General features: G+C 66.5%; 26 protein-coding genes. 19 read left to right on the forward strand and 7 right to left on the reverse strand.

Going from position 1 to position 26192, the window contains the following annotated elements; translation table 11 throughout:
- Nucleotides 1-32: 32 nt before the first annotated feature.
- Both NVU01S_RS04655 and NVU01S_RS04660 read right to left on the reverse strand, forming a co-directional pair.
- On the reverse strand, nt 33-401 hold the full coding sequence (locus tag NVU01S_RS04655; RefSeq protein WP_043678347.1) for a DUF397 domain-containing protein: 369 nt from the start codon (nt 399-401) through the stop codon (nt 33-35).
- Nucleotides 402-414: 13 nt separating this feature from the next.
- Entirely contained in the window at nt 415-1272 is an 858-nt protein-coding gene (locus NVU01S_RS04660) for a helix-turn-helix domain-containing protein (RefSeq protein ID WP_043678267.1), read from the reverse strand.
- Nucleotides 1273-1584: 312 nt separating this feature from the next.
- On the opposite strand from NVU01S_RS04660, the gene NVU01S_RS04665 reads away from it, so the two are divergent.
- The 9 genes from NVU01S_RS04665 (at nt 1585) to NVU01S_RS04705 (ending at nt 6769) form a co-directional block, all read left to right on the forward strand.
- Nucleotides 1585-2511, forward strand: a complete 927-nt coding sequence (locus tag NVU01S_RS04665; protein WP_043678269.1) for a hypothetical protein — start codon at nt 1585-1587, stop codon at nt 2509-2511.
- Nucleotides 2508-2846 carry a hypothetical protein gene (locus tag NVU01S_RS04670; RefSeq protein WP_043678271.1) on the forward strand — a complete coding sequence of 113 codons (339 nt, stop codon included), beginning with the start codon at nt 2508-2510 and terminating at the stop codon, nt 2844-2846. The genes NVU01S_RS04665 and NVU01S_RS04670 overlap by 4 nt, the downstream gene beginning before the upstream one ends.
- Nucleotides 2847-2865: 19 nt before the next feature.
- Nucleotides 2866-3051 carry a hypothetical protein gene (locus tag NVU01S_RS04675; RefSeq protein WP_043678275.1) on the forward strand — a complete coding sequence of 62 codons (186 nt, stop codon included), beginning with the start codon at nt 2866-2868 and terminating at the stop codon, nt 3049-3051.
- Nucleotides 3052-3078: 27 nt separating this feature from the next.
- Nucleotides 3079-3519 carry a hypothetical protein gene (locus NVU01S_RS04680; protein WP_043678278.1) on the forward strand — a complete coding sequence of 147 codons (441 nt, stop codon included), beginning with the start codon at nt 3079-3081 and terminating at the stop codon, nt 3517-3519.
- Nucleotides 3512-4042: an NUDIX hydrolase gene (locus tag NVU01S_RS43140; RefSeq protein WP_052281134.1), complete on the forward strand. Its 531-nt coding sequence runs from the start codon at nt 3512-3514 to the stop codon at nt 4040-4042. The genes NVU01S_RS04680 and NVU01S_RS43140 overlap by 8 nt, the downstream gene beginning before the upstream one ends.
- Before the next feature lie 54 nt (nt 4043-4096).
- Complete coding sequence (locus tag NVU01S_RS04690; protein WP_156161840.1) at nt 4097-4579, forward strand: hypothetical protein; 483 nt, start codon at nt 4097-4099, stop codon at nt 4577-4579.
- On the forward strand, nt 4576-5031 hold the full coding sequence (locus NVU01S_RS04695) for a DUF4254 domain-containing protein (protein ID WP_043678283.1): 456 nt from the start codon (nt 4576-4578) through the stop codon (nt 5029-5031). Before NVU01S_RS04690 ends, NVU01S_RS04695 begins: the two co-directional genes overlap by 4 nt.
- Before the next feature lie 67 nt (nt 5032-5098).
- Nucleotides 5099-5959, forward strand: a complete 861-nt coding sequence (locus NVU01S_RS04700; RefSeq protein WP_043678285.1) for a DNA glycosylase family protein — start codon at nt 5099-5101, stop codon at nt 5957-5959.
- Between the two features lie 306 nt (nt 5960-6265).
- Nucleotides 6266-6769: a hypothetical protein gene (locus tag NVU01S_RS04705; RefSeq protein ID WP_043678288.1), complete on the forward strand. Its 504-nt coding sequence runs from the start codon at nt 6266-6268 to the stop codon at nt 6767-6769.
- 86 nt (nt 6770-6855) lie between these two features.
- Here NVU01S_RS04705 and NVU01S_RS04710 read toward each other — a convergent pair whose 3' ends face one another.
- From NVU01S_RS04710 to NVU01S_RS04720, 3 genes are all read right to left on the reverse strand, one after another.
- Nucleotides 6856-7494, reverse strand: a complete 639-nt coding sequence (locus NVU01S_RS04710; protein ID WP_043678295.1) for a hypothetical protein — start codon at nt 7492-7494, stop codon at nt 6856-6858.
- A gap of 170 nt (nt 7495-7664) precedes the next feature.
- Nucleotides 7665-8585 (reverse strand): TRM11 family SAM-dependent methyltransferase, encoded by a 921-nt coding sequence (locus tag NVU01S_RS04715; protein ID WP_082032329.1) that lies wholly within the window; start codon nt 8583-8585, stop codon nt 7665-7667.
- Between the two features lie 41 nt (nt 8586-8626).
- Nucleotides 8627-9190, reverse strand: coding sequence for a hypothetical protein (locus tag NVU01S_RS04720; RefSeq protein WP_156161841.1), 564 nt, complete (start codon nt 9188-9190; stop codon nt 8627-8629).
- Nucleotides 9191-9676: 486 nt separating this feature from the next.
- On the opposite strand from NVU01S_RS04720, the gene NVU01S_RS04725 reads away from it, so the two are divergent.
- The 9 genes from NVU01S_RS04725 to NVU01S_RS04765 all read left to right on the forward strand — a co-directional run bounded on the left by NVU01S_RS04725 (nt 9677) and on the right by NVU01S_RS04765 (nt 22186).
- On the forward strand, nt 9677-10603 hold the full coding sequence (locus NVU01S_RS04725) for a hypothetical protein (RefSeq protein ID WP_156161842.1): 927 nt from the start codon (nt 9677-9679) through the stop codon (nt 10601-10603).
- The gene (locus NVU01S_RS04730; RefSeq protein ID WP_082032330.1) at nt 10594-10995 is read left to right on the forward strand and encodes a pilin; all 402 of its coding nucleotides are present in this window, start codon (nt 10594-10596) and stop codon (nt 10993-10995) included. Before NVU01S_RS04725 ends, NVU01S_RS04730 begins: the two co-directional genes overlap by 10 nt.
- A 2-nt stretch (nt 10996-10997) precedes the next feature.
- The gene (locus NVU01S_RS04735; protein WP_483143704.1) at nt 10998-12848 is read left to right on the forward strand and encodes a TrbL/VirB6 family protein; all 1851 of its coding nucleotides are present in this window, start codon (nt 10998-11000) and stop codon (nt 12846-12848) included.
- Nucleotides 12845-15895, forward strand: coding sequence for a PrgI family protein (locus tag NVU01S_RS42060; RefSeq protein ID WP_063776041.1), 3051 nt, complete (start codon nt 12845-12847; stop codon nt 15893-15895). The genes NVU01S_RS04735 and NVU01S_RS42060 overlap by 4 nt, the downstream gene beginning before the upstream one ends.
- Nucleotides 15895-16209, forward strand: coding sequence for a hypothetical protein (locus tag NVU01S_RS04745; protein WP_043678298.1), 315 nt, complete (start codon nt 15895-15897; stop codon nt 16207-16209). The genes NVU01S_RS42060 and NVU01S_RS04745 overlap by 1 nt, the downstream gene beginning before the upstream one ends.
- Nucleotides 16209-18710: a type IV secretory system conjugative DNA transfer family protein gene (locus tag NVU01S_RS04750; RefSeq protein WP_052281138.1), complete on the forward strand. Its 2502-nt coding sequence runs from the start codon at nt 16209-16211 to the stop codon at nt 18708-18710. The genes NVU01S_RS04745 and NVU01S_RS04750 overlap by 1 nt, the downstream gene beginning before the upstream one ends.
- Before the next feature lie 62 nt (nt 18711-18772).
- A complete protein-coding gene (locus tag NVU01S_RS04755) occupies nt 18773-19759 on the forward strand; it encodes a replication-relaxation family protein (protein WP_043678300.1) in 987 nt (328 codons plus the stop codon).
- Entirely contained in the window at nt 19651-20760 is a 1110-nt protein-coding gene (locus tag NVU01S_RS04760; RefSeq protein ID WP_244467446.1) for a C40 family peptidase, read from the forward strand. The genes NVU01S_RS04755 and NVU01S_RS04760 overlap by 109 nt, the downstream gene beginning before the upstream one ends.
- A 610-nt stretch (nt 20761-21370) precedes the next feature.
- Complete coding sequence (locus NVU01S_RS04765; protein WP_043678302.1) at nt 21371-22186, forward strand: MarR family transcriptional regulator; 816 nt, start codon at nt 21371-21373, stop codon at nt 22184-22186.
- Between the two features lie 285 nt (nt 22187-22471).
- On the opposite strand, the gene NVU01S_RS04770 is transcribed toward NVU01S_RS04765, so the two are convergent.
- Together NVU01S_RS04770 and NVU01S_RS04775 are read right to left on the reverse strand one after the other, a co-directional pair.
- Complete coding sequence (locus NVU01S_RS04770) at nt 22472-23092, reverse strand: hypothetical protein (protein ID WP_063048063.1); 621 nt, start codon at nt 23090-23092, stop codon at nt 22472-22474.
- Nucleotides 23093-23095: 3 nt separating this feature from the next.
- Complete coding sequence (locus NVU01S_RS04775) at nt 23096-23743, reverse strand: Panacea domain-containing protein (protein WP_082032332.1); 648 nt, start codon at nt 23741-23743, stop codon at nt 23096-23098.
- A gap of 468 nt (nt 23744-24211) precedes the next feature.
- On the opposite strand from NVU01S_RS04775, the gene NVU01S_RS04780 reads away from it, so the two are divergent.
- A complete protein-coding gene (locus NVU01S_RS04780) occupies nt 24212-25636 on the forward strand; it encodes a cutinase family protein (protein WP_156161843.1) in 1425 nt (474 codons plus the stop codon).
- The last annotated feature ends 556 nt before the right edge of the window (nt 25637-26192 follow it).

Raw genomic sequence — 26192 nt, forward strand, 5'->3', positions numbered from 1 at the left:
GGATTGCTCCAGCAATCGAAAGGGCCCGCTTGTCAAGCAGCCAGAATCTCCGAGTCGAATTCCCCGCCGGTCGCTCCAGCGGTGAATGCTTCCCACTCCTGCGGGGTGAATCGAAGCGTCGGTCCGCCTGCCGCGCGCAGCTCGACATGGGCTGCAGGATCGATCTCGATGGCAGGTTCAGTGGGGCCCTTCGAGCGGTTGAGGGCAACCTTGACGAAGTTGTCCCACTGGTCCGGTGTCAGAGTGATGACAGGCTCGGCACTCGGATCATTCGACGGTTCCCGCCGGTACTTGCTGTCACGGATGAAGACATGGGCACCGTCGCTCGCCACTTCGACGCAGTTGCCCCCGGTGTTTCCGCTATAGCTAGATGTCCGCCACACGAGTGGAGGCGCGATCATAGTGTGCTCCATATTAGTTGTTGCCAATCAGTTCAATTCGCCTAGCAATCATATCGGCCGAGTCCGCCGGTGAAAGTGCTGCGGCACAAAGGCGGTCGGCCGCAAGCTTGTACCAGCGCAGTTGGTCTTCGTCTTGTACATAGAGGGCACCCGTGGAGTGCTCGATGTAGCCGATGCTTCGATCACCGGGCAGGTGAAGCAGCACGAAGTCGCCGTTGATTCCGTCATGCACCGGCACAGCGAACGGCATGACATGCAGCTCGACGTTGTCGCGTTCCATCAGATCCAGTAGATGTTGGAGTTGCTGGCGCATGACTTGCGGTCCGCCGACCAGCCGATGCAGGACGGCCTCGTCGATCACGGCACGAAAGTTCAGAGGTGCAGTCCTGGTCTTCAGCCTCTGCCGAGCCATACGCGCTTGGACGACCTGATCGATCTCAAGCGGTGCGATCCCGATACTGTCGGCGAACAGCGCCCGCGCGTATTCGGGTGTTTGAACCTGTCCAGGCAGCTTCATCGATTCGAAGGCGAACAGGCCCTCGCACATCCCTTCCAGCCCGACGAAGGTCTTGAACCAATCTGGCAGAACCTCACCGAACGGCGTCCACCAAGGGTTCTGATCGGCACGAGCGGCAAGCGAGACCACCCGGTGGGCGTGCTTTTCATCCACGCCGTAGAGCGCCAGCAGCTTGCGGATGTCCCCAGGCTTCTGCTGCGTGCGCCCGGTCTCGAGGTAGTTGATCTTTGCGGTACTGGAGCCGATTTCCTTCGATGCGTCGACCTGGGAGACACGGGCACGTTCTCGCGCGATGCGTAGCTCGTACCCGATCAAGAAGCTGACGGCCGTCGGGTCTGCACGACGCTCGGACATCGGACCATACCTCCTCCAATTGGCATCGAGAGAGTACCGGACGGCCCCTTATAACCACCGTACGGAATGTCCGCGTATCTATTGCTACATGTAGATCTACATTCTAATCTACATGTGATCCACGTAACATGTTCCGCAGATCTAGGCAAGTCAATACCCCGGACGGCAGCAACTTTTGATCGTGTTGAGCTGATCTGCGTGAATCCGAACGCCGCCGCGTGACTCGAATATTGAAGGGCCGCAACGATTATGGATGGTTCCATTGTTACGGGTAGGGCCGTGTCAGGCCGCCGTTTTGAGATGTGTGGGTACATGCAGCTGCCGCTGCTGGGATCGCAGCGCACGGAGGTCGAGGCCGAGATGGAGGCGCTCGCCGCTCGGTGTGGCGGCACCATCGAAGGCCGACTTTTCTGTGAGGCCGCTTCCCCGGTGGCCGTGTTGTGGTCGCTGGTGGTCGCCGTAGACGAGCGTTCGAACGGCTGGCTCATGGAGCAGCTGCGCGAAGCTGCCGACCGCACCGGCGTCGACTTGGCCCGATTGGTCGCATCCGCTGCGCCGGTACCGGCGTTCATGGCGATGTTGGATGCGCTGTCGCGCTGGGGTGGTGAGTATGTGATCGCTCCGAGCCCGGCGCATTTCGATGGCCTGGGTGCTGCGAGAAAGGTTGTGCTGGAGCGCATCTCGCAGGCCAGCCGGTCAGCTACGGTGGAGTATGTAGATCCCCTCCTGGTCCCGCGTGGGGCACAGCCCGATCGCAGTGAGGAGCGCCGCGCCGCGGAAAGTGAAGTCCTGGATGAGGATCGGCCGGTGGAGTTGGGGGTGGAGCAGATCGGCGCGTATGGGTTGGCGCTCGAGGTGATCGGGCTCAGCACCCACCGCCACCTCGCGAGGGCCGGACTCGGCGATCTGATCGACCAGGTGGATGCGTTATTGGGCGAAGTTGTCCGCGCAGCATTGCGTTTCACGGCGCGAGCGAATCTGGCGGCGGATACGAACCGGCTGACAGTGCGCTGGCTGCGCTACCCGGATCGACTGTTGGTGACGCTCAAGGAGACCCGCGATCACGCCGATCCGATCAGCGTCGCCTTGCGGGCCGTGTGCGATCGCCATCGTGGCACCAGCGTCGGCCGCGACCGATGCGAAGACGGCGGCACGCTGACCTGGTTCGAGCTACCGCTGCCGCACTATCGCCCACCCGGCCCATCGGTCACCCGCCAGGTAGCTGGAGGCGTGTCATGACCGGCGCGTATGCGATTGTGCGCCTGGATCTTTCGGGCCCTGCGGCCGACGCACATATCGCCGCGTTGAAGGCGTTGGCCGCCGATCGAGACATCGAGCTCGTGAGCGGCGGCGTTCTTCTGACGCAGTCGGAGTCGGGTTTCTGCCTGCTTTTGGCCGCGTTGGATTTCGATGCCGCCGAGATCGTGCTGGTGCCCTCTATCTCGCACGTCACCGGCTGGCTCGATCTCCTGAGACACAAGACCGAAGTGTGGGCGGCGATGCCAGAGCAGCGATGGTCACGACGATGTGTGCAGCCCGCCCGTCACTGCTCATCGGTTCCCGGGCCGATGTAGCGGGCAGGGGTGGTGGGTTATGTCGCTGTGTCATCTGATCGTCGATTTCTACGACGGGCCGGTCCTGCACTACTGCGGTGAGGAATGCGCCGCTACTGCGTTCGCTCTCGCCGCCCACGCCCAGCGTCTGGCTGAGGTCTCGATCGACCACAATCTCACCTCCGATCTCAAACCCTTTCCCTACCAACGCTTGTGGATGCCCTGACCCTCTTACGAGAAAGCGCGGTGGCTCATGATCTGCATCGAGAAGACCGATCTAGCAGCACCACCGGTGGAGTCTGTTCCGTGGTGCGAGCTGGCCACCACCGTCACGGTGCCAATAGACAGAAACCCGGCCATGCAGGCGGCCGAAGAGGCTGCTTGGTTTTGCCAGCACTGCAATATCCAGTATCACGCGGCACTGGTCGAGGAATCGACCAAGACGCTGGTCGCTGAGCTCATGCGTCGATGCTGGTTCGAGGACCAGCCCTGGTTGCGCGCTCATGCGATCACCGTCCGCATTCGTTGGACCGACCCGGCCACCGTGGCGATCGAGGCATGGGACATCCCCACCACCGAACCCGACCGAACCGCTGCGGCCTCGGGGTATCGGCTGTTCCGGATGACATTGCTGCGGGTCGGCAACCCACTGCTCCAGATGGGTAGCTTCCGGCAGGGCGGCCTCGATGTCTGAGCAATCCGACCCCGACTGGCAGCTACTCACCCGTGCTGCCCGACGCGACGGTATCGAGGAGCTCTCGGTCGCCGTTGTGGTTCGCCATGGCGGCAAGGTGCTGCTGCTACGTCACCCCGCCGTGGCCGATGCGACCGAAGGCGTATGGGAAATACCCACCAGCGCAATAAATCCCGATGACAACCTGCCTACAGCGGTCGCAGCGGTCGTTCGCGCTGCGACCTGTCTGCCGTCAGGGTCGGTCACGCAGTTCTTGTCCCAGATCGACTACACCACCAGCGATGACCGCCCGGCGCGGCTGCTGGTCTTCGTGGTCGATGTGGAGGTTTCCGAGCCGATCGAGTTGATCGACCACGACGCCTACACCTGGACCAGCCTGATCGCCGAGACGCCGCTGGTCACCGAAACGACCCACACCGTGCTGGGCATCTACGGCCGCCTACACGGCATCCACACCCGACAACGGCACGGGCCTACCGCCCGCCCAGCCGCAACCCAGGACACCCAGACAGGAGCAACTTGATATGCCCACAACGACACGCCCACACCCCGGCTCGCGATCGGACGGGAGCAGATGATGGGTGCCTATCCAGTGCAGCCGATCGAGGCCAGTGCGGGTCCGCTGCCGAAGGCGGGTCCGTTCCTGCGAGTCTTCGCCGGTGCCGAAAAGCCCTCCACACCGATGCTGCACACCGCGGTCGAGTCGCTCGCCACCTGGCGGCAGCACTACAAAGTCCGGCAACCGGGCACCTCGGGTATCGATCGCGATATCCAAGACTGCCTGAACCTGGCGGCGTGGATGCTCGACAAGCGGGCCAAGGTCATGGTCGCGGGAGGTCCGCCTCCTGCCCCTGACGCGCCGTTTTACCCACACACCTACGGAGAGCTCGTTGGGCGGCTGGCCGACCACTACGTGCTGGTCGAGCTACATCAGGACCGCGGCCCCGAGGCGATCGCGCACTACGCCCGCCAGCTCGAGCGGTCCAGCCGCACCCTCGACAACGTCGTCGCCGAGGTCGCCGCCGGCCGACTCCGCCTCCGTCTGCTCCCGGTCCAATGACTGCCCACCTCGCGGACCCGGCGCAGATCCCGGGTAGAGAGCTGTTGTTGATGGCGTGCCGGGGTATGCCGCTGATCACCGCGCACCCGATCCTCGACGCCGCCGCCGAACTCGCACAGATCCACGCCGAGCTGGAAACCACAGCGACGCCAGACGAGCGGTTGAGCTGGCATCGGATCCAGTTGGTCGCCTCGATCGACACCTGGGTCCGCGACACCGTGCCGCCCGCGTTTCCGGCGGCCCCACTGCACACCGAAACCCTTGGGCAAGTCGTGGATCGGCTTGCTCAGCTCACCCATCACACCTTTGTTGCGCTCGCCTACGCCTCCGACGCCCTCTACGGAGACGCCTGGGCACGGCTGCTCGATCTCGCCAGCGGCTACCAGAACCTCATCGACGAACTCCACAACGGCACCCGCCGACTCCCCGCCACCTTCCTCGGCCCTTGGTAACCGCACCCCGAGGGCCTGAACCTGTTGTTGCTCTATCGAATTCGAGAACCCGTAAGGAGCGTTAGTTATGGCGACATTGATGCTCGATCACCCCGGATGGTTACGCCCCGCCGACGGGCGCACATACCGAGTCGTGACCGACGACCACCAGGCGGTCTCGATCGTGACCGTCGAAAACCTCGACCAGAACCTATTCATCAACTGCGAACCTCTCGGCCCGGACCCGGTCCCGACCAGCGTCGGCTACTTCGACCCGACCACCCTCACCGGACCACTGACCCTCACCGCGCCACTGCGCGCACGCGGGTCGGTCTCCCGGCTGGCCAACCCCCACCTGTGGGACGCATTGGCCACCGCCATCCTCGCCCAACTCGTGACACCACAACTCGGCGAACAAGCCTACGCGCGGCTGTGCCGCGCCTACGGCCGCCGCGTGCGCACCCCCGGTGGCGACGACGGATGGTTGTTCCCCCGCCCCGACGCGGTCACCGGACTGACCCGCGACGACATCCCCGACGTGCTGCTAGGCGTAAAGCTCCCGGCACTCAGGTTAGCGGCCCACGCCTACCTCGACCACGGCTCGCACTGGAACGAACTGCTCCCCTCCGGCGCCACCGCAACCGAGCTGATGGAAGCGATATCGACGCGGCTGCCCCAGCTCCTGCCCGCGACGATCGCGCGGGCGGTCGCCGACCACAGCAACGACTTCACCATCTACCCGATCGACACCACCCTGCGCTCAAGGGTGTGCCGGTTATCGACCCGCCACTCCTGGCCCGTCGCCGACACCGACTTCAGCACCGAATGGCAAGCCATGACCGGCGACCAGCAATCAGCGTGGACCGTGCTGACCCTGGCAACCGGCACCGACTGCATGCCCACCACACCACCGCAGGACTTTCCGACCGCCTCGGTACTCGAATCCTGAAGAGCCACACAGGATTCTGCTACCTCCCTCCACCAAGGGGGCCGCCCCCATGACTGACACCGAGGTGCAACCTAGCTTCACCACGCAGGCAGCCCGCGCGGCGCGTCTTTCTGGGTCTCCCCAACCCCAGCGACTCGGCCCGCTTCTGTCCTCACGGCCCGTCCAGCACGACCATCCCGAAAGGAACGACCGCAACCCGATGAACGAATACACCCAACAGTCGCCCACGCAAGCAGCCCAGGCCCCCAATCCAGCGCACGACCCGGTGATCCTGGACACCGATCTCGTTCCAATTCCACCTTCCTGTTGCAGTTCTCGATCCACAGGGAGGAGCTGATGGGCGTTTACAGAGTGGGTCCACCCGAGGCCGAACCGGGACCGTTGCCGGGAGCTGGTCCGTATTTGCGTCTGTTCACCGGTGCCGACCAGCCCTCCACCGCGTGGGGGCGGGCGGCTGTTCAGATGCTTTTTGTGTGGCGTCGGCACTTCGACGCATGGCAACCAGGGCAGCAGATCGACCCAGAGGTCGAGGAAGGACTTTCCTATCTGGGCTGGGTAATCGACCGCGAGACCAAAGCCATGCTGGCCGAGGGACCGTTCCCGGCGGCCGAGGCTCCGCTGCACCGTGAAACCTACGGCGATCTGGTGGGGTTGCTGGCGTGGCGATATCTGCAGGTAGGGTTGCTACAGGACCGCAAGCCCGACGTCTCTCGGGAGATACACCAGCTGAATCAGCAGATCGAGGCCCTGGACACGTTGGTCGCCGACGTCGAGGCGGGCCGGGTTCGATTGCGGCTGCCCGAGAAATGACCTGGCACGTGCGCGGTTACAGGAGCACCACCGATCACTACGGTGTCGCCGCCAGCGATTGTCTGTCGCCTCAAGGGCTAGTTCCTTCACATATCGTCGCGCCCACTGCCGCCCGTAGCGTCGCGTGGGTCGACGGTCATGCCGGGCCTGTGGCGGTTGCTGCCTGCCGCGACGATGCGGGCGACGGTCGAGTGATGGAGACCGAACACTTCCCCGACTTCACGAGTCGAGCTGATCTGCGCATACGCGGCACGAATCTGCGCGTCCCGGTCGGTGTTGCTCAGGTTGTCGGCCATGGTTGCGGGGCTGTCGGTCCGCGTGGTTTCGGTGTCGTGTCCCTGCGTCGCGGCCACAGTGGTCGTCGTGGTCATAACAGGTGACTCCGACAGCAGCGCGAACCCAGAGATCACCATCAGTCCATCCAGGACGACCGGCCCGACGGCCGCACCGAGTTGCCCGTAGCCCCAGGCAGTCAGTACGTCGTATACGTGGCGGTAGGAGATGATCGCCGAGCCGACCGCGACACTGCCCGCGCCCAGGTAGCGGCCCAGGATCCAGGCGATACCGCGCCGCCATCGGGTGCGCGACAAAACCTCGACGCTGAGCAGCAGTCCGATCGGCCAGACCGCCGACCCGATTTGCGGTGCGACACCGGGGTGCCAGCCGTGCGGCATTGTCGCGGCGGGTAGCCAGGTGTGCAGCCAGTTCGCCGCGACCGACAGCACCGCCCCGAACGCGAATCCGGCCCAGGCGACACTGCGCCCTCCAGCGCCCCGACGCGAACGGTTCTGTACGACAACACAACCGCGACGTACGCGACGCTGTCGCGTCGACTGCTGGGGCAGCGCTGGAGATCGACGCCAGCGCCGACGCGGTCGACTCGATGCCGGGGAGGTCATGCGACATAACCGAATGGCGGGGGCGGTGTGCTGCTGGTGCCGGTGAGTCGCCGACGAAAGATCAGGACATCTTCGTGTGCGATGAGGTGGGTCGGTAGGCCGGTGCGGCGTTGCTTCACGACGAAGTCGCGTTGGAAAAAGCTGCTGCGGGCGATGAACTCTCCGTCGGCTAGGCGCCCTAGCAGGGCGACGCAGCGTTCGGTCGGTTCGAGGCCGGCCGCGGTGCCGCAGGCGATGATGTACGAAGGCAGGTCGACCAACTCGGCGTGCTGTCGCCACGGGCGGGCGGTGATCACGACGTGTCCGCCGGGCCGCACGAATGCGGCGCTGCCGGACAGGATTCGGGTGAACCCGGACAGCAGCCTGTTGAGGCCGACGTTGGCGAGTTGCCCCCGATTCAGGGTGGACCCGTATCGGTGGTTGTATTTGTGCACTTTCGTGCTGGGGCCGGTCTTGACGCGGCCATGTATGGAGTCTCCGTACGGTGGTGAGGTGATCACAAGATCCACGGTGTCCCGGTAGTGGTCGGGGAGGATGGCGTCGAGGCGGCGGGCGTCGCCGGTATAGACCGCCGCGTCGCTGGTGATCCCGGCGGCGCGGGCCTGGTCGAGGTTGGTGCGGGCGACAGTCGCCCAGCGGTTTTCGTATTCGACGCCGAGTGCGCAGCGGCCGAGGTGGACTGCTTCGACGAGGGTGGTGCCGGTCCCGCACATCGGGTCCAGTACGAGGTCGCCGGGGCAGGTGTAGTGGGTGATGGCGTGGGCGGCGACGGCGGGCAGCATTTTCGCGGGGTGGGCGGTGCCGTCGGGGTGATAGCGGCCCCGTCGTTGCGTAGCAGGGGCGTGTTGCGCGGTCGCCCATACCGACACCGCTAGCGCGGGTTTCGGGCCGGATGCAGGGGCGGGAAGTTCGTTCATGACAGGTCCTTCCGGGAAGCAGTGGCGGTGGCGGGCTCTGCTCAGGCGGCGTGGTCGACGGCGGCGGCGAGGTTCTGGTCGTCGGGGCGTATGAAGACGGTGAGGTCGATGTGGGCGACGTGGTGGCGGTTTTCGGGGTGGCTGTGATGTTCGGGGGCGGGGATGGTGTCGTCGCGGATGGGAGTGGCGACGATGTGGGACAGGTACAGCAGGTCTGCGGATTGCGCGGCGGTCACGATGGGGCCGGTGGGGTCGTCGAGGGTGTGGGCGGGGGTGAGGCCGGTGCGAGTCAGTACTGCCAGGACCGCGCCGCCGCGGAGTTGGTCGGCGGCGGTGAAGGCGAGGCGGGTGTAGCTGTCGGTGCTGTGCGGGTGTGTCGGTGCGGGCAGCAGGCTGGCAATGATGAGGTCGGCCTCGCCGCGGGTGGCCGGCGAGTCGGTGCTGATCTCGCGGCCGGTGTCGGCGAGCTGGGTGTGGGCGCGGCGGGCGGCGAGTTGGTGGGTCTTGGTGGCGGCCAGCAACCGCACACGGGCGGCGGGACGGCTGAATTCGGTGATCGCCCGGCGCAGCACCACCGCGGGCCAGAGGTCATTAGGGTCTAGCACGTCTGCTCCGCAGGCCCAGATCGTGGACGGTATGGCGGCGGGGTGGGGTTCGTTCATGGGTGACAGCCCTTCGTATAACGGAACTCGCGTACACCCAGGACTGCACCCACCTCCAGCAAAAATCGCCGATCAATTCTTTTCCGACACTCGAATGCCGATAGCGGATCCGTGCCGGAACCTCTGCGATTCGTGAATTCTTTCGGCACTTTCTCATTCTGCGAGCTCACGGCCGACCCCGCGCGTGGTCGGCGATGCCACCAGAACGCCACGAGACATACACAACGCCAGGCAGACGCAACTTTCTCACAGATGTCCGCTTTGGCGGCGGGCGCGAGCTACTCGTTGTCATGGTCGTGCACTGGTGGACTCTGAGTGGACTTCCCGAATGCTGTTCGTGGATTTGTTGCGTATTTCTCGTGGCGTCACCTTGCTGTCCTTTGCCTGGTCAGATTTCCCGATTTCGTTCTAGGCGAGGAGCTGATTCCCGTGAATTCACATGATCGCGATGTCACGAGCAGAGATCCGCGGTTGCCACTGACGGCGGTGATCAAGCATTTCGAACGTATTGCTGATGAGGCGGTTCCGTTGAGCCCAGCATGCGTGGCGGCATTGCCGGAGTCGCCGGTGACGTGGCGGCGGTTGGGTGAGCTGCTGGCCGATACCTCGGTGCCGTTCGAGGTAATGGATGTCGATCTTGTGTGGCGGTGGCTGCTCGAGCGTGCCCGGCGCGACGGCGAGGAGGCGGTGCTGGTGTGCGCGGGGCTGGCGGTGCCGATGCTGGCCGCGACCGCCGCGCGGCTGGCGCATCGGGTCGGCAGCGACCGCGCCGACGCCGAGGCAGCCGTGCTGGCCGCATTCGTGCATGCGGTCGGACACCTCAATCTGCGGAAAACCCGCGTGTGGTGTGCGCTGCGGTGGGCCGCGTTCCGGGGAGGGCGCAGGTGGGAGAAGCAGGAAGCCCTCAGCGGTATCCCGATCCCACCGGAGGATTTCGGACTGCGCGCACAGCGTTCCGGCGGTGACGTGGAGGCACTGCTGACGCTGGCGGTCGCCGAGGGCGTGATCGACGCCGAGGATGCCGAGCTGATCGCCGATACCCGATTGACCCGCCGCACGCTGATCGCACTGGCCACCGAGCGAGGTGAGCCCTACAAGCGGCTGCACAAACGTCGCAAACTCGCCGAGACCCGGCTACAGCGCTGGCTGCACGCCCGGATCGCCGACTCCGATTCCGACCGCACCAGCATCGTCGAAGCCTCCGCGCTCGATGCCGTTACCCGCTCCCAGCCCGGTCGACCGCTGATTTCCCCAGTGGCAGCGATTTCGGAGCGTTCCCGCGCCAGTACAGGGTGCGCGGAACCGTCTGCGGCCTCCGCGCATCCGACTCCTGCGGAGGTGAAGCGATGCGCATAACCCACTCCCCCACCACTCCACCCGACGAGCCACCCACCATCCGGTGCGGCCGTGGACAGCGCATCCTTGCGCGCAGCACCCTCGCGCTCGTCGTGAGCGCCGGGGTGCTCGCCGCGGCCGGTTCGGCCGGCGCCGAGCCTGCCTCGGTGCTCGCGGTAGCGGGGAGCTTCGATGAGGTACTGAACAACCTGCGTAACTGGCTGGTGGGGATCCTCGCGCTCATCGCCACGGTCTGCCTGACTATCGGAGGCGCCCGCTACCTGGTCTGCTCGGGAGACCCCGGCGAAGTCGAACGCGCCAAAATCGCACTCAAAGCCGCATGCATCGGGTACGCGCTGGCGATGCTGGCCCCGGTCGTCGTGGCCGTGCTCAAGTCGATCGTGGGCGGCTGATGATGGCCGCGCACCGCCGCAGCGTCTCGCCGCCGGTTCGTCGAGTGCTACTCGTCCTCGCCGCGGTAGCCGCGCTCCTCGCGTGCTGTGGCGGCCTCGCGGCGGCCGACCCGACGATCACACCGTCGCTGCCCCCGCCCGTGCCCACGGGCCCGGCACCGACCACTACTCCCCTGCCGCACGGCGCTCCCACCCCGGCTACTCCAGCCGTCCCCGGTCTCCCGACGCCCTCTCACGAGCCCGGGCCTCAACCCGCGAACCCCGCCGGTCCGACAGGCACGCCCAGTGACTGCGGGATTACCCATATCTCTGATTGCGTAGCCGAGGCAATCGACGGCTTCTTCCGCCGCCTGGTCGACTCGGCGCTGAACCCGCTGATGGACGTGCTGTCGGCGAACCTACTGACCACTCCGGATCCGAGTACCTGGCCGCAACTCGGCCAGCTGTGGTCCTCCTCGTGGCAGCTGATGCTGGCCATGTACGGGCTCGTGGTCATCGCCGTCGGCGTCCTGCTGATGTTCCAGGAAACGCTGCAGACCCAATGGGGGTGGCGAGAGTTGGTGCCCCGGCTGGTGGTCGGGTTCCTAGCGGGCGCACTGAGCATGGTGATCGCCACCGAGGCGATCCGCTTCGCCAATGCCCTCGCACAAGCGCTGGCCGGAGACGGCGTGTCCACCGACTCGGCGGTCACCGCGTTCAAGTCGATGATGCATGTCGGCGGCGGCACCGGGGCCACTCTGTTCGTCACTCTTATGCTCAGCGCACTCGTGGTGGTGCTGGCGACTCTGTCGATCTCGTATGTGATCCGCGTCGTCGTCACCGTCGTGCTCATCGTGTCCGCACCGCTGGTCATGATGTGCCACGCCCTCCCGGCCACCGAGGGCATCGCCCGGTGGTGGTGGCGCGCCTTCTGCGCGTGTTTGGCCATCCAGGTCGTGCAGTCGCTGGTGCTGATCACCGGGCTGAAAGTCTTTCTCTCGCCGGGAGGTTGGTCGTTCTTCGGCCCCGACACGACCGGCTTGGTGAACGTGATCGTCGCCCTCGCCATGGGCGTGATCTTGGTGAAGATCCCATTCTGGCTGCTGTCGGCATTGAAGACCAGTCCAGGACGAGGAATGGTGTCCTCGCTCGTGCGTGGGCTGATCGCCTACAAGACCTTTGGGCTGCTCGCCGGTATCGGCAAGTCCGTATCCGCCAGTAGGAAGCCTGCGCCGCACGGCAGCGGCGAAGCCGCCGATCCCTACACGAAGGTTTCTTCGACCCGCGACGGGCAGTTGATGCTGCCGCTCACCGGAGTCCGGCGTGTGCCCCGCCCACCCGCACCCGGCGAGCGCATCCCGCACGCGGCGACGGTTCCGGCCGCTGCACCGCAGGGCGAGCAGTTGACGTTGCCGCTGCCGCAGTTCCACGGCGGTGTCGACCTCGGCCCCAAACCCGCCCTCGGACGCAACGGCCAATACCAGCTACCGATCAGCGTGCAACGCGCCCCGAAACCCACATCACCACAGGCTCCGCCGACCCTGAAACATGCTGCTGGAACTCGGGGTTCGCGATCCAAGCAGCTGGCGTTCGACTTCACCGAACCAGACCCCTACGCCAGCATCCGGCCGCTGCGCAACGGCCAATACCCATTGCCGATCGAGGTCCGCCGCACCCCGCCGCCCCACAGCGCATCCCCGCCCGCCGCACCGCCGCGCACCCCGCCCCCGACATCTGGCAGCGCACCGCCACGACCGCCATACCCACCGGTGCTTCCACCAGCGCGTTCGTCCGGGCGGCAGTTACACCTGCCGCTTCCTGATCTACCTGTTCGCCGTCGTACCCGCCGAAACCCTGGGAGGGGATCGAAATGACTGTCACCGCGCGTATTCCTGCCGACGTCGAGCGCCGCGACAAGCTCGTCGGCCCGTTCACCGCCCGCCAGCTCGTCCTCCTCGCGGGCACTGCCCTCGCGTTGTATGTGGCGTGGCTGCTCACTCGCGCCGTGGTCTCGCCGCCGGTGTTCGTCGCGGGCGCGGTCCCGGTCGGTGCGCTGGTCACTGGCATGGTCCTGACCACGCGCGAGGGGTTGTCCGGGGACCAGCTGCTGCTGGCCGCGATCCGGCACCGATTGCGTCCGCAGCGCCTGGTCGCCGCGCCGCACGGGCTGCCCGCAGTCCCGCGTTGGCTCACCGTCCACGCCCGTCAGGATTCGAATTCGGCGGCGCAGCAGCCGATCACGGCTGCCACCGCGCATCTGCCGCAACACGTCCGTGCGAGCGGTGAGGTCGGTGTCGTCGACCTCGGTGCCGACGGCTTGGCCGTAGTGGCCCTCGCGGGCACCGTCAATCTCGCACTACGTACTGCCAGCGAGCAGGCGGCGTTGGTCGCTCAGCTCGGCGGCTGGCTACACACCCTGCGCCAGCCGGTGCAGATCCTTATCCGCTCCACCCGCCTCGATCTGACCGGCCGCATCACCGCCCTGCGCGGGGCCGCCGAACAGATGTCGCCCGAGCTCGGCGAGGCCGCCCGCGACCACGCCGCATTCCTGAGCGGCATGGCGGCTACCGAGGATCTGCTGCACCGGCAGGTCCTGCTGGTGTGGCGCGAATCCCTGCACGGAGCCAGCGCCGCCGCCCCCGGATTGGCCGGGCCGTCCGTCCGTACGCTCGCCACCGCGTTGCTGCCCAGCCGCCGCCGCGCTGCCCGGGAAGTATCGGCTTCCGCGCGTCGCTCAGCGGAGACCCGACTGCTGCGCCGCCTCGGTGAAGCCACCGACATGCTGGCTCCGCTCGGGGTTACTGTCACCGGCCTCGACGATGTCCAGGCCACCGCGATCCTGGCCTCGGCCACCAACCCGAGCAGCCTTGTTCCGCACTCGGCCGATATCGCCACTCCCGACGCCGTCATCACCACCGGCGACGCCGAACTCACCGACCCGACCGACACCGAACTCGACCTCCCTAGCCCAGGTGGCGGAGTTGTCATCGAGTCCACCGCACCCCAGGCTGGCCGCCGGAACCTGCTGCGACGCATCCGGTTCGGCACCACGTCGGTGTTCGCGCCGCAGTCGCTGACCGTGGGTGCCCGCCATGTGGAGGTCGGTTCGGACTGGGTGTCGACTCTCGCGGTCACCGGCTACCCCCGCGAGGTCGCCGGCGGCTGGCTCGCGCCCCTGCTCGCCCATCCCGGCCGCGTCGATCTCGCCCTGCACATCGACCCGATCGACCCGCAGACCGCCGCGAACCGGCTGCGCCGCCAGCAAGCTCGGCTGGAGTCCTCGCGCCGCCACAACGCCGCCTACGGTCTGCTCGCCGATGACGTGCTCGACGTCGCCGCCGAGGACGCCGCCGACCTTTCCTCGCGTGTGGCCCGCGGCGAGGGCAGGCTTTTCCGGGTCGGGCTCTATGTGAGCGTGCACGCCAGCTCGGAAACCGAACTGGCCGAAGAGGTCGCCGCGATGCGAGCGATGGCGGCGAGCCTGCTCATCGACACCACCCACCTCACCTACCGCTCCGTGGCGGCGTGGACCGCGACGCTGCCGTTGGGGCTGGACCCGGTCAAGGCATGGCGCACGTTCGACACCGATGCGCTGGCAGCCGCGTTTCCGTTCACTTCCCCGCAGCTGCCGGTCGCCGACCCGGTCTCGGCGCACCGCCCGGACGGGGTGCTCTACGGCCGTGATGCCGCATCGGGGTTGGTGTTCTGGGATCGCTTCGCCGAGAACGTCCACAACCACAACATGGTGGTGCTCGGCCGCTCGGGCGCGGGCAAGAGCTATCTGGTCAAGTCCGAACTGCTGCGGTCTCTGCTGCGCGGTATCGAGGTCATCGCCATCGATCCAGAGGACGAGTATCGGCGCCTGGCGCAAGCGGTCTGTGGCACCGTCCTGCAGCTCGGTGCGCCGGGCGTGAGTCTCAATCCGTTCGATCTGGAAGTCCACACTCGCCCCGACGGTCGCCGCAGCGCCCCGTCCGATGCATTGACGCGGCGCAAGCTGTTCCTGCATACCGTGATCCGGGTACTGCTCGGTGAGCAGACGCCCGCGCAGCGGGCGGTGCTCGATACCGCGCTGACCGCGACCTACGCCGCCGCCGGTATCACCGAGGACCCGACGACCTGGACTCGTCCGGCCCCGACGCTGGGCGTGCTGGCCGAGCAGCTGCATGTGTGCGGCAGCAGCGTCGGTGTCGCGTTGGCCGAGGCGCTCTCGCCGTTCGTCGACGGAGGCGCGTTCGCCGGGCTGATCGACGGCGCGACCACCACCGCGCCCGAGGGCGGTTTCGTGGTGTTCTCCCTGCGCGAGCTGCCGGATGAGTTGAAAACCCTTGGCACGCTGCTGGCTTTGGACCTGACGTGGCGGCGGGTGTCCAACCCGGGCACCCGGCGGCCCCGGCTCGTGGTCGTGGACGAGGCGTGGTGGATGCTGCGCCAGGAAGCGGGCGGGGAGTTCCTGTTCCGGGCCGCGAAGTCCTTCCGCAAGTACTGGGCTGGCCTCACCGTCGCCACCCAGGACTGCGCGGATGTGCTGGGTACCGAGCTGGGCAAAGCGATCGTCGCCAACGCCGCCACCCAGATCCTGCTGCGCCAGGCACCTCAAGCCATCGATGAGGTCGCTGCCGCGTTCGCTCTCTCCGACGGCGAGCGGCAGTTCCTGCTTGCCGCCGACCGCGGCCAGGGACTGCTCGCGGCTGGCTCGGACCGCACCGTATTCGCCTCGCTGGCTTCTGATTTCGAGGACTCGTTGATCACGACCGCACCGCAGTTCGGTGCCAGCGAGGACAGCGATCACGCCGACGTCGACCTGCCCACCGAGCAGACCGATCCCACCGCGGACCTCGATCTCGTTCCGGCCGAGCACGCCGGCGCCGCAGGCGAGGACAAGGACGACATTTTCCTCGACGTGCCCGGAGCGGTGTGATGCCGCCCTCGGGGCACGTCGACCACCACCGGCGCTGGCAGGTCTCGCCTGGCTATCTCGGGACCTGTCCGGCCTGCGGCAAAGCGGGGTTCCGTAGCCGCAAAACCGCCAAACAGTATGCGCGACGCCGCTATCCAGGCGCGGGCCTGCGTGCTTATGAGTGCCCGCGCCGGGCCGGGGCCTGGCATGTCGGTCATCCCGCGCCCGAAGTCGTCACCGGTGCCGTGCCCAAGCAGCTGTTCTACGGCCCCGGCGGGATCGGCGCACACCGCCACCGCTGCGGCACCCGCCGCATCCCGAAAGGCAGGCCGTGATGCCCGCCCCCACCCCGACACCGCCGCCCCAGGGCTGGCTCGAGCAGCTGCTGCTCACCCCGCACCATATTCTCGACCGGTTCACCGCCCAACTCGTCGCAGCGAACACGGCCACCGTCGCCGTCCTGACCTGCGTGATGGTCGCCACTGCACTTTCCGCGGCGATCATGCGACTGGTGCACCGCGCCCGCCTCGGACGCGGTGCCCGCCACGTCGTCATCTTGTCTCCACCCACGCTGGAAGCGCGTGCGGCGCAGGCACTCTGGTCACATCTGGTCGGACTGTTGCGCCCGGCGTGGAAGCGACTGTTGTGCGGGCAGCCGCACCTGAGCTTCGAATACAAGGTCACCGGCGACGCGGGCGTCACCCTCGCCTTGTGGGTACCGGCCAGCGTTCCGCCCGGACTGGTCGAACGTGCCGTCGCCTCGGCGTGGCCGGGAGCCCGCACGCGGACCCTCGACCTAGCCGAACCACCTCTGCCGACACCCTCGCCCGGGTGTCGGAGACTACTGGTTGCGGGCAAACTGCGACTGGGTCGAGTGGAAAGCCTCCCGATTCGCACCGACTACGACCGTGCCGACATCGCGCGCGAAGTGCTCACGGCCGCAGCCGATCTGGCCGCCGGGGAGAGCGTGTGTGTGCAGATCCTCGCCCGCCCGGTCACCGGCCACCGGGTCCGCCGCGTCCTGACCGGGCGGCGAGGCGGGCTTACCGGCATGCTCGCTCGTGTCGTGTCGAGCGCTGTGGCCGAGTTGCTCGATCTTCTCACCCCCGGCTCTTCGGCACGCTCGCCGCGGGTGAGGTCGATGCCTTCGATGGATCGGTTCTCCCGCGTAGAGGACACCACCCAGACTCGAGCAGCGGTCACCAAAACCCGTGGCGGGCACTGGGAAACACTCATCCGCTACGCCGCCGCTGTCGAACTTCCGGCCGACACCGACCCGCAGCGCCTCCGTCGAGCGCGTGCGGTCGCGCGGGGCCGCGCGCACGCGGCAGCCGCAGTGTTCGCCTCCTGCACCGACCTCAACTTCTACCGCCGCCGCCGTCTATGGCGGAAAGAATGGTCGTTGCAGCGGCGCTGGCTCGGGCGTGGGGATCTGCTGTCGGTTCCCGAATTGGCCGGGATCGCGCATCTGCCCGGCGATGCGGCGGTGGTCCCGGGGCTGGCACGTGCGGGCGCTCGAGCACTGCCTCCGACCACGGCCGTCCTGGTCGGGGGGCCATACGCGAAACCTCTCGGCTTAGCCGATTCCGGCAGTAGGCGGCCGGTGGCGCTGGCGGTGGCCGATGCCCGCCACCACACCCATGTCCTCGGTGCGACCGGTGTCGGTAAATCCACGCTGCTCGCGCGTTGGATCCTCGCCGACGCCGACGCCGGACGCGGTCAAGTCGTCATCGACCCCAAGGGCGACCTGGTCACCGATGTCCTCGCGCGTCTGCCGCGCCGCCTAGCCGACAAGGTCGTGTTGTTCGATGCCGACTCCAGTGCCCGGCCGCCGTGCGTGAATCCCCTCGACACCACCCCGGAGGGCTTGGATCTGGCGGTGGAGAACCTGGCCACGATCTTCTCCCGCATCTACGCGCGCTGGTGGGGGCCACGCACCGACGACCTGCTCCGTGCCGGACTGCGCACCCTGTGCGCGCGCCCCGGCACCGTCACGCTGGTCGATCTCGCACGGCTGCTGACCGGGGAAGCCAACCTCGACCGCATCACCCGCGATATAGACGACCCCGTCCTGCGCGGCTTCTGGAACGGCTACGCCGAACTTTCCGATGCCGCTCGCGCCCAGGTCGTCGGTCCTCTGCTCAACAAGCTGCGGACGTTCCTGCTACGACCTTTCGTGCGAGCCGCGATCGCGGCCGGCGAGTCCACCGTCGACCTCGCCGCGGTCCTCGACGAGGGCGGTATCTGCCTGGCGCGGCTGCCGAAAGGCTGCCTCGGCGAGGACACCACCCGCCTGATGGGCTCGCTGCTGGTCGCCCGCACCTGGCAAGCCGTCACCGCCCGCACCGCAACCCCGATCAGCGAACGCGCCGACGCGTCGCTGGTGCTCGACGAAGCTCAGAACTTCCTCAACCTCTCCACACCGGTGGAGGACATGCTCGCCGAAGCCCGCGGCCTGCGCCTGTCGCTGGTATTGGCGCACCAGAACCTCGGCCAGCTGTCGCGAGAGTTGCGTGACGGTATCTCGGCCAACGCCAGAAACAAGATCGTGTTCTCCGCCTCGCCCGAAGACAGCCGCGACCTCGCACGCCACACCAGCCCATGGCTGTCCGAGCACGATCTGACCCACCTCGACGTCCACCACGCCGCCGCACGGATTCTCGTCACCGGTCAGCAGGCCCCACCGTTCACCTTCACCACCCAACCCCTGCCCGACCCGACCCCGGGACGCGCCGCCGAAATCCGTGCTGCTGCCCGCACCCGATCCCGCCCCGCCCCGCCAGCACCCGCCGCCTCGATTCTCGACGCTCCCGACAGCGACCCCCGCCTGCGATGAGCGCTGACCTGTCACCGGATCGCTTGTGCCGCAGACAAATCAGCTCAAGGAAGGAGTCCGCGATGATTTCTCATCCCACCCGCCAGCATCAGCTGCGCGGCCCAGCACTCACCTCACCGGCACGCCCACGCCAGCACGCGCGACTGGCGGGCTGCCTGACCGAACGCGATCGCTGGATCCTGCGGATGTGTCACGAGCATCGAGTGCTCACCACCGGTCAGCTCACCGCGCTCGGGTTCGGCACCGGATCGGCCGCACGGCGACGGCTGGGGCGGCTACGCCACCAGGGTGTACTCGACTCATTCCGGCCCCTGCGCGCGACCGGCTCCGCACCAGCACACTGGGTCCTGGCACCCGCCGGGGCCGCGGTGCTCGCCGCAGAAGCCGGTCTCGAGGTACGTGATCTGGGTTACCGGCCCGATCGTGCGCTCGCCATCGCGCACAGCCTGCACCTGGCCCACACCTTGGGTGCCAACGACTGGTTCACTGCCTTAGCCACCGCCTCCGAACCCGAAACCCTGCTGGCGTGGTGGTCGCAATACCGTTGCAACGCGCTCTGGGGCGATCTCGCTCGCCCCGACGGCTACGGCCGGTTCGGCTCTGCGGCACCGACTCTGGACTTCTTTCTCGAGTTCGATCTGGGCACCATGACACTGTCCACAGTCGCAGCCAAACTCACCGGTTACGCCGAGCTGGCCCGCACCAGCGCCGTCATCACCCCGATCCTGCTGTGGACACCCACCCTCGCCCGCGAAGCCGCTGCACGAAAAGTCTTGCGCCAGAACTGGAGCGAACTCACCGACCCCGACACGGTGCCGATCGCGACTGCTGCCGCCGAGCTCGTCGGCGACTTCGCCGGGGCAAGCCCGGCGCGGCGAGTATGGCTGGCGTTGGAAGACACCGGTGGTCAACGAGTCTCCCTCGCGCAGTTGGCTTCTCGATGGCCGCGCCTGACACCAGCTCCGGCGACGGTGCCGATATCGCCGAAGAGCCGCCACGCAGTGCTGGCACCACCCTCACCGCGACCGCCCGATGCTGGGAGCCGGTGATGTTGGCGCGCGTGATTGCGATGGGCTGCGCGGCCGTGGTGTTCGTCTCGGTCGTCATCGCCTCGGTCGTCACCACTGTCGCGGTATTCGATCGACCGCACGCGATCGTGCCCGCGCCCGGTGCCGGTTCAGCGCCGAGCCCGGACGCGGTCGCCGACATCCCCGGACCGATGCTCGTGCTCTACCAGCGCGGCGCCGGAGTCTGCCCGGGCCTGGAGTGGTCGGTCCTCGCCGGCATCGGCAAGGTCGAGACCGACCATAGCCGCTCTCCCCTGCCCGGAGTCGGCTCCGGTGAGAATGCCTCGGGCGCAGCAGGTCCGATGCAATTTCTGGCACCCACCTTCGACAGCATCACCGCGCGTCATCCACTCCCGCCGGGCGGGTCCACACCGCCCTCGCGTTACAACCCTTCCGACGCGGTCTATGCCGCCGCGTGGTACCTGTGCGACTCCGGCGCGCCCAGCGATTTGCGGGCTGCGATCTTCGCCTACAACCACGCCGACTGGTACGTCGACCAGGTCCTCGACTGGGCCGCCCGCTACAGCCTCACGGCCCCACCCGGCGGCGGAGACTGCCTCGATATCCGCGCCGCGAGTTCGGCCGCGGCGACCGCAATCGCCTTTGCCTGCGCCCAATTGGGGCAACCGTACGTATGGGGCGGCAACGGCCCCGACATCAACGGCGGCTGGGACTGCTCGGGCCTGGTCCAGGCCGCCTACCGTCGCAGCGGAATCACCTTGCCCCGCACCACCGACGAGCAATACGCCGCCGGGCCCAGAATCCCGGACAACGACCTCGCGCCGGGAGACCTCGTCTTCTACGGGGTCGAGGGCAACATCCACCACGTCGGGATGTATTTGGGAGCCGAAAAAATGGTGCACGCACCGACCTTCGGCATCCCCGTCCAAGTGAGTGACTATCGACTCGCCGATTACTTCGGCGCGACACGCCCCTGGATACCGGACCAGAACGGCTCCGAAGCGAGTTCTCAAGTTCCCTAACACCTTCCAGCCATTCGCGAGATCGATCCGATCCCTTGTTCGCTGCGCGCCAGCACCCCGGTTCCTGGATAACCCATCGGTGGCTCCTTTACACGAAAGGGCAGGTACATGCCCGAAAAGAACCCTAAGACAGTGAGCGCGCTCGCGGACTGTAGTTACCTGCCACCGGGAGCCAAAACTCCCGAGCCTTGCATCGACGAAGTCGAAATCCGCCTCGCCACAAACGGTCGTTGCACGCACGAGGACACGCTGTGTCCCGATTGCGCCTGGCAATGGCAGTTCGACCACCTCTTCTGCGAGCGCCTTCCCTGGGATAAAAACAACTGAAATTAATCTCGGAAGGCCCCGAGCCGCACAGGTGGGAGATGTTGTCCAAGAAGCTATTCCCCATGCGGTGTGAACAGGACGGGCGGAGGTTCCGTACGCGAAAACCCCAGGAATTCAACGTACATCCATCTTGTTTTCCGATACCCCTTGACATCGATGCGGGTACGGAGCGTCGATATAGATGGAACCCCGCACACCCGGTAACGCAACCGGCGGGCGACCGTCCCGGCCGGGACATGACCCACATTCCATTTCATCGCTCAAATCCTGAAAGGGGACTGTCATGTCCACCACCAGCACGACCACCACCGACACCCGTACCGCCCAGGAAAACACCTTGTGGCAGACATTGACCGACAACCCCGGCAGCACCACCAGCGAACTCGCCAACTTCGCATCGGTACCGAAGACCACCGTCCGCAAGATCGTCGCCGCCTGGGCTGGCGAGGGGCTGGTCGTGCGCGCCAACGACGGCGACGATCGTTCCGGCTTCCGCTGGCGTATCGCAGCCGACGCCGAAACCAGTTCCGCTGCACCAGAACCCACACCGCAGGCGACGGCCGACGAACCTGCGTCTGCCGCCACCCAGGACGTTCCCGCTGCCGACGCGACGACGACGGCCGAACCCCACCCCACCCCGGACACCGACGCAGCCGAGACGCAACCCGCAGACGAGCCACTGCCCGAGGAATCCGACACCGAAACGGACACTACCGAGGCGATCTCGCCGACACCTGGTAGCGATGCGGATAGCACTGCGGGAGAGGAGGACTCGGTAGATCCCGCCGCCGATCCGGCAGTGAAGGGCACGTGCCCGACCTGCGGGCAGCGGATCAAGCGCCCCAGAGGGCCGCAGCCCGGCGCATTGCGAGGGCTGGTCGAGGACTTCCTGCGCGATCACCCGGGCGAAGAGTTCACGCCCGGACAGATCGCTAAAGCGTTGGGCGGCAAGTCTTCCGGCGCGGTTTACAACGCATGTTTTGCACTGGTCGGGAGATTCGTCGCCGAATACACCTGCGAACGCCCGAACAAGTTCAAGCTCCACCCCACCCAGGAACAGCAGCAGGCCCAGGAACAAGCAGCGCAGCAACAGCAGTAACTCGACACCACCTAACGGCCGGTGCGCCATACGCGTACCGGCCGAAGGGCGTTCCTGCTGGCTTTGGTCGTGAACATCGGGAGTCAGGCAAAGCCAGTACTTACCCGGACCGAAACGAACAGCCGGGTGGGCTGCTCTCCGCACGGTACCGCCTGGGTGGCCAACGCTGCCCCGACGCCGTTCGTTAATTCGAATCTCAAGCATATCTGCCAGAAACCGAAGTGCTCGGACGCATTCTAAGAATGCGAGGGGGCAAATCTTTCAAGCCGACTCGATGGCCCGTTATCAATTCTCTTGCGACATGACCCGCGCCATGGGATTCCTCGCCGCTCTCACAAGGCTGCGGAACTGCGTCGGTGTAAGGACCTTGGTGTGCTGCCGCAGTACGTGGCTGCGGTATGCCTCCACAAACGGCTTGTCCCGGGTCACGCAATACACCTGGGCTAGGGGGTCTTCGTTGGCCACGAATCGACATGTGCCGTAAACGAGGCCGTCCTCGTGATCCAGCGGCGGGTTACCGTCCGGACAAGGATTGGAAATGGTGTAGCCATTCGACCTTTCCACCAGGCCACCGATCATCTCGGTCAGCAGCGTGTCCGCGTCCTGGCGTTGCCAGCCGAGTATCTCAACTGCCTTCTTGTGGGTCATCACCTGTATGTGGTCGCTCACAACAACCTCGATTGGCTCACGTCGAGTCAGGTTGCCGGACTGGCACACCGCGACCGCCAGCAGCGAGTCAGGATACGACCGTGTGGCGGGGTCTGGCCGGGTAGAGGCCAGACGAGCTGCGGCAGAGTTGAATTTGGCCCAGGTGAACGGCGGACCCGTCAAGCTCGCTACGTCGAGGTAAATGTTGCAGTCGAAGATGACGACATGCCGCTGTACCTCGGTACCGGCAGGTTGCAAGGGCTATGCCTCCCGGTTGCGGATTCGTACCAGCGGGATGCCGTCGTAGTCGTCGGGACTCGCGATCGCGAGATTCGCTCCGCCCCAAGGATCGTCGTCGAGTTTGTCCTCGGGCAGGCTCGCCAGAAGCGTGTCGATGTCGACGCGCTCGGTATCAATGACCGGCGCATGTACGCCACCTGCGGCCAAATCTGCTGCGGTTCGGCCGCCGAGCAACCGTTCCTGACGGTAGAACCGGGCCATCGAATCGTTCTTGATCGGGCGACTACGCCGAAGGGCCTGCAATAGGGTGCGGGATTCCTTCCATGGCGTCTCGGTGTGAGTCAGTGCGCTGAGTTCCGAGCCGCTCATCGAGCCGTACTGCACCAAGACCAGATCTACGAGATTGGAGGCGAGGTCACAGAGTTCGATGCCGTCAAGCTTTTGGTTTTCCGGTTGACGAGTACGTACGTCAGCACGAGTGCGCCATAATTCGGGAATAACAGGCCCCATCGGCCAGCCATGAAACTTCTCGGGAAACAGTGGCCTGTCCGTGATGGCCAGGTGCCACGCCTGCACGTAGTACAGGAGCTTTTGCAGCGGCATCTTGTCCAGCCATCGACCACCGTGCCGGGCGATGATCACTGATGCCACTTGATCAGCCAACAGCATCGCGCCACCTCCTCAAAGCCAGTGTAGACATCCGAGATCTCATCAGGGCAGGTCAGTGTTGCACATCGCGGAACGGATCACGTGGCAACCCGGCGAGTCATCCCGGATTCTCCGGACATATAGTCGCGCCCGCGCGGCCGTACCGCTCGGTCTCGACCGCGAAGTCGTGGTGCAGGAGCGTGTCTAGGCAGTCTTGCGATGCCGGGCCAGCTGGCCTATTGCATATCTGGGAACACCTGAACGCTACGACGCCATGCGCGGGCCGCCAAGAGTGCTGCGAATTCGCGACCACAGGTATCGGACCGCTGCGAGGTGGTGTCGTGATTCGTGACCAAGCGCTGTCGAGGAGAGGAGGTGGAACTTTTCGCGGTTCCGGTGGGAAGAACGTCCTCGAGGCTGCCAGTCCATGGATGCACGCGGAACACACATCGGTGTGTGCGCCGACCATCCGTATCCGGAGGACGCTTCATGGCCAACCCCGCCCGCTTCCGTTTCCCGCGCCCCGCCACGACCGGTTCATCATGCCGACTGCCCACCCGCATAACCGCCACCGCCATCGCTGCCGCCGCCACGGCTGCCACCATCATGGGCACGGGCACCGCCGCCGCCGACCCCAAATGCGCGCCGTTCACCGCGATCCTGGTGCCCGGGACCACCGAAACCAGCCCCGCCGCGAACCCGACCCAACCGGCCGGGCTGCTAACGACCGTCGGCAACGGTCTGTCTGCCCGATACGGCGGCGATATCGACGTCCGTTACCTGCCCTACCCCGCTGCGCTCGCGCCCTACCGGCCCTCGCAGAACGGTGGTGTCGCCGCAATGTCGAGCATGCTCAGCGGATTGTGCGCGTCCACGCGAGTAGTGCTCGCCGGCTACTCCCAAGGCGCCGATGTCGTGGGTGATACCACCGCCGCGATCGGGCAGGGGCGAGGTCCCCTCGACCCTGCGCGCGTGCTCGGCGTCGGCCTGATCTCCGACCCGCGCCGCGACCCCGCCACCCCACAGCTGGGTGCACCGGCCACCGGCCAGGGCATCGCCGGTCCCCGCGACGATTTCGGCGCACTCGCGAACCGCGTCCGGACCGTGTGCGCCACGGGGGACCTGTACTGCTCGACCGACCCGAACGCCGCACCCGCGCTCTCCGCGATCGGGCGAGCGTTCACGAGCGGCAACGCCCTGCCTGACTCGGCTGGAAGCTTCACCCCGGCAGCAGGAGCTGATCTGGATCCGTCGTCGGTGACTCGGCAAGTCGTCATCGTGCTCGGTGGCCTGGCCGGGGTCGCCGCCAACCTCCCCGCCATCGTCGATGATCTCGGCCAACTCCCGGCCAGACTCGCCGCGGGCGACCTGCCCGGCCTGCACCAACTCACCGGCGACCTCAACACCCAACTCCAGCCACTGGTGGAGATGGCGTCGAAAGTCGACCTCCGTCTGGTCGCACGCGCGTTGACCCTCGCGGCACCGCTTGACCAGAGCGGCACGGTCGGAACCGCCGCCCAGATCGTGAACGTTCTCGCGGGCGTCGACGTGGCCCGCGCTGCCCGCGACATCGGCACCGCCCAGGAGATCGCCTGGCGTGCGCTCGACAAACTGACCGGCGGCGACCCGCTCAGTGGTGGACTGGAGCTGATCGGCCTCGCACCGATCGGAGCCGACCTCGCCGGCATCGCCGCGGCGGCCCTCACCGGCGAGGGCGGAGCACACCTGTCAGGTCTCGCGTCGAGCTTCACCGAGTTGACGAGCCCCGACACCAGCCAAGCATTCGCCGATTTGGCTCGCGAAGGCGGCGACGCCGCGCAGTTCTACCTCGGCGGGGTGCATCAGACCGGCTACGACGCGGCCGTTGTTCAGGTGCTGGAGTTCCTGACCAGCCAGATCGACACCGCCCGATAGCTTTTCTCACCCCCGCACCAGTGGGGCAGCACCAAGCGACAGGAGGCGATCGGCCACCGGGTTGAACCCGGTGGCCGATCGCCCTCGAACACCGCTGCCGTCGACATTTCCAGTCGTTGGCCCTTTAGCAACAGGTGCGGCTCTCGCTGCCGTTACTCGGTTGAACTGCCCGCATGGGTTGAGGGTTCGGCGCAGTCGTCGCAGATCCCGATCAGCCGATTCAGCACGAGGTTCTGGGTCGAGACCCGTACGCGTTTGCACCGTCGGCAACACTCGCAATATCCGATAACCCGCATGTTTTGGACTCCCTTCTCAGGTCCGGGGAACGACCTCGTTCTTTCTCGAGCTCGGGTGCCGACAACACCGGGCTCCGGTCAAGCAGCCAATGCAGGCACGCGCCCTGGATACGAGCCGCACCCTGGGCCACCGAACTCGAATCGGTGGCCCAGGGCGTACCTCGTACGAGACTGGTGCGGTGGCGAACCCGGTGGAGGCTCATCGGTAGGGCGGGCTGTGGACCTCTACGTTCCAACGTCCTGGTGTCGATGTGCGGGTA

This window comes from Nocardia vulneris (assembly GCF_001613425.1).
In the GTDB taxonomy this organism is placed as follows: domain Bacteria; phylum Actinomycetota; class Actinomycetes; order Mycobacteriales; family Mycobacteriaceae; genus Nocardia; species Nocardia vulneris.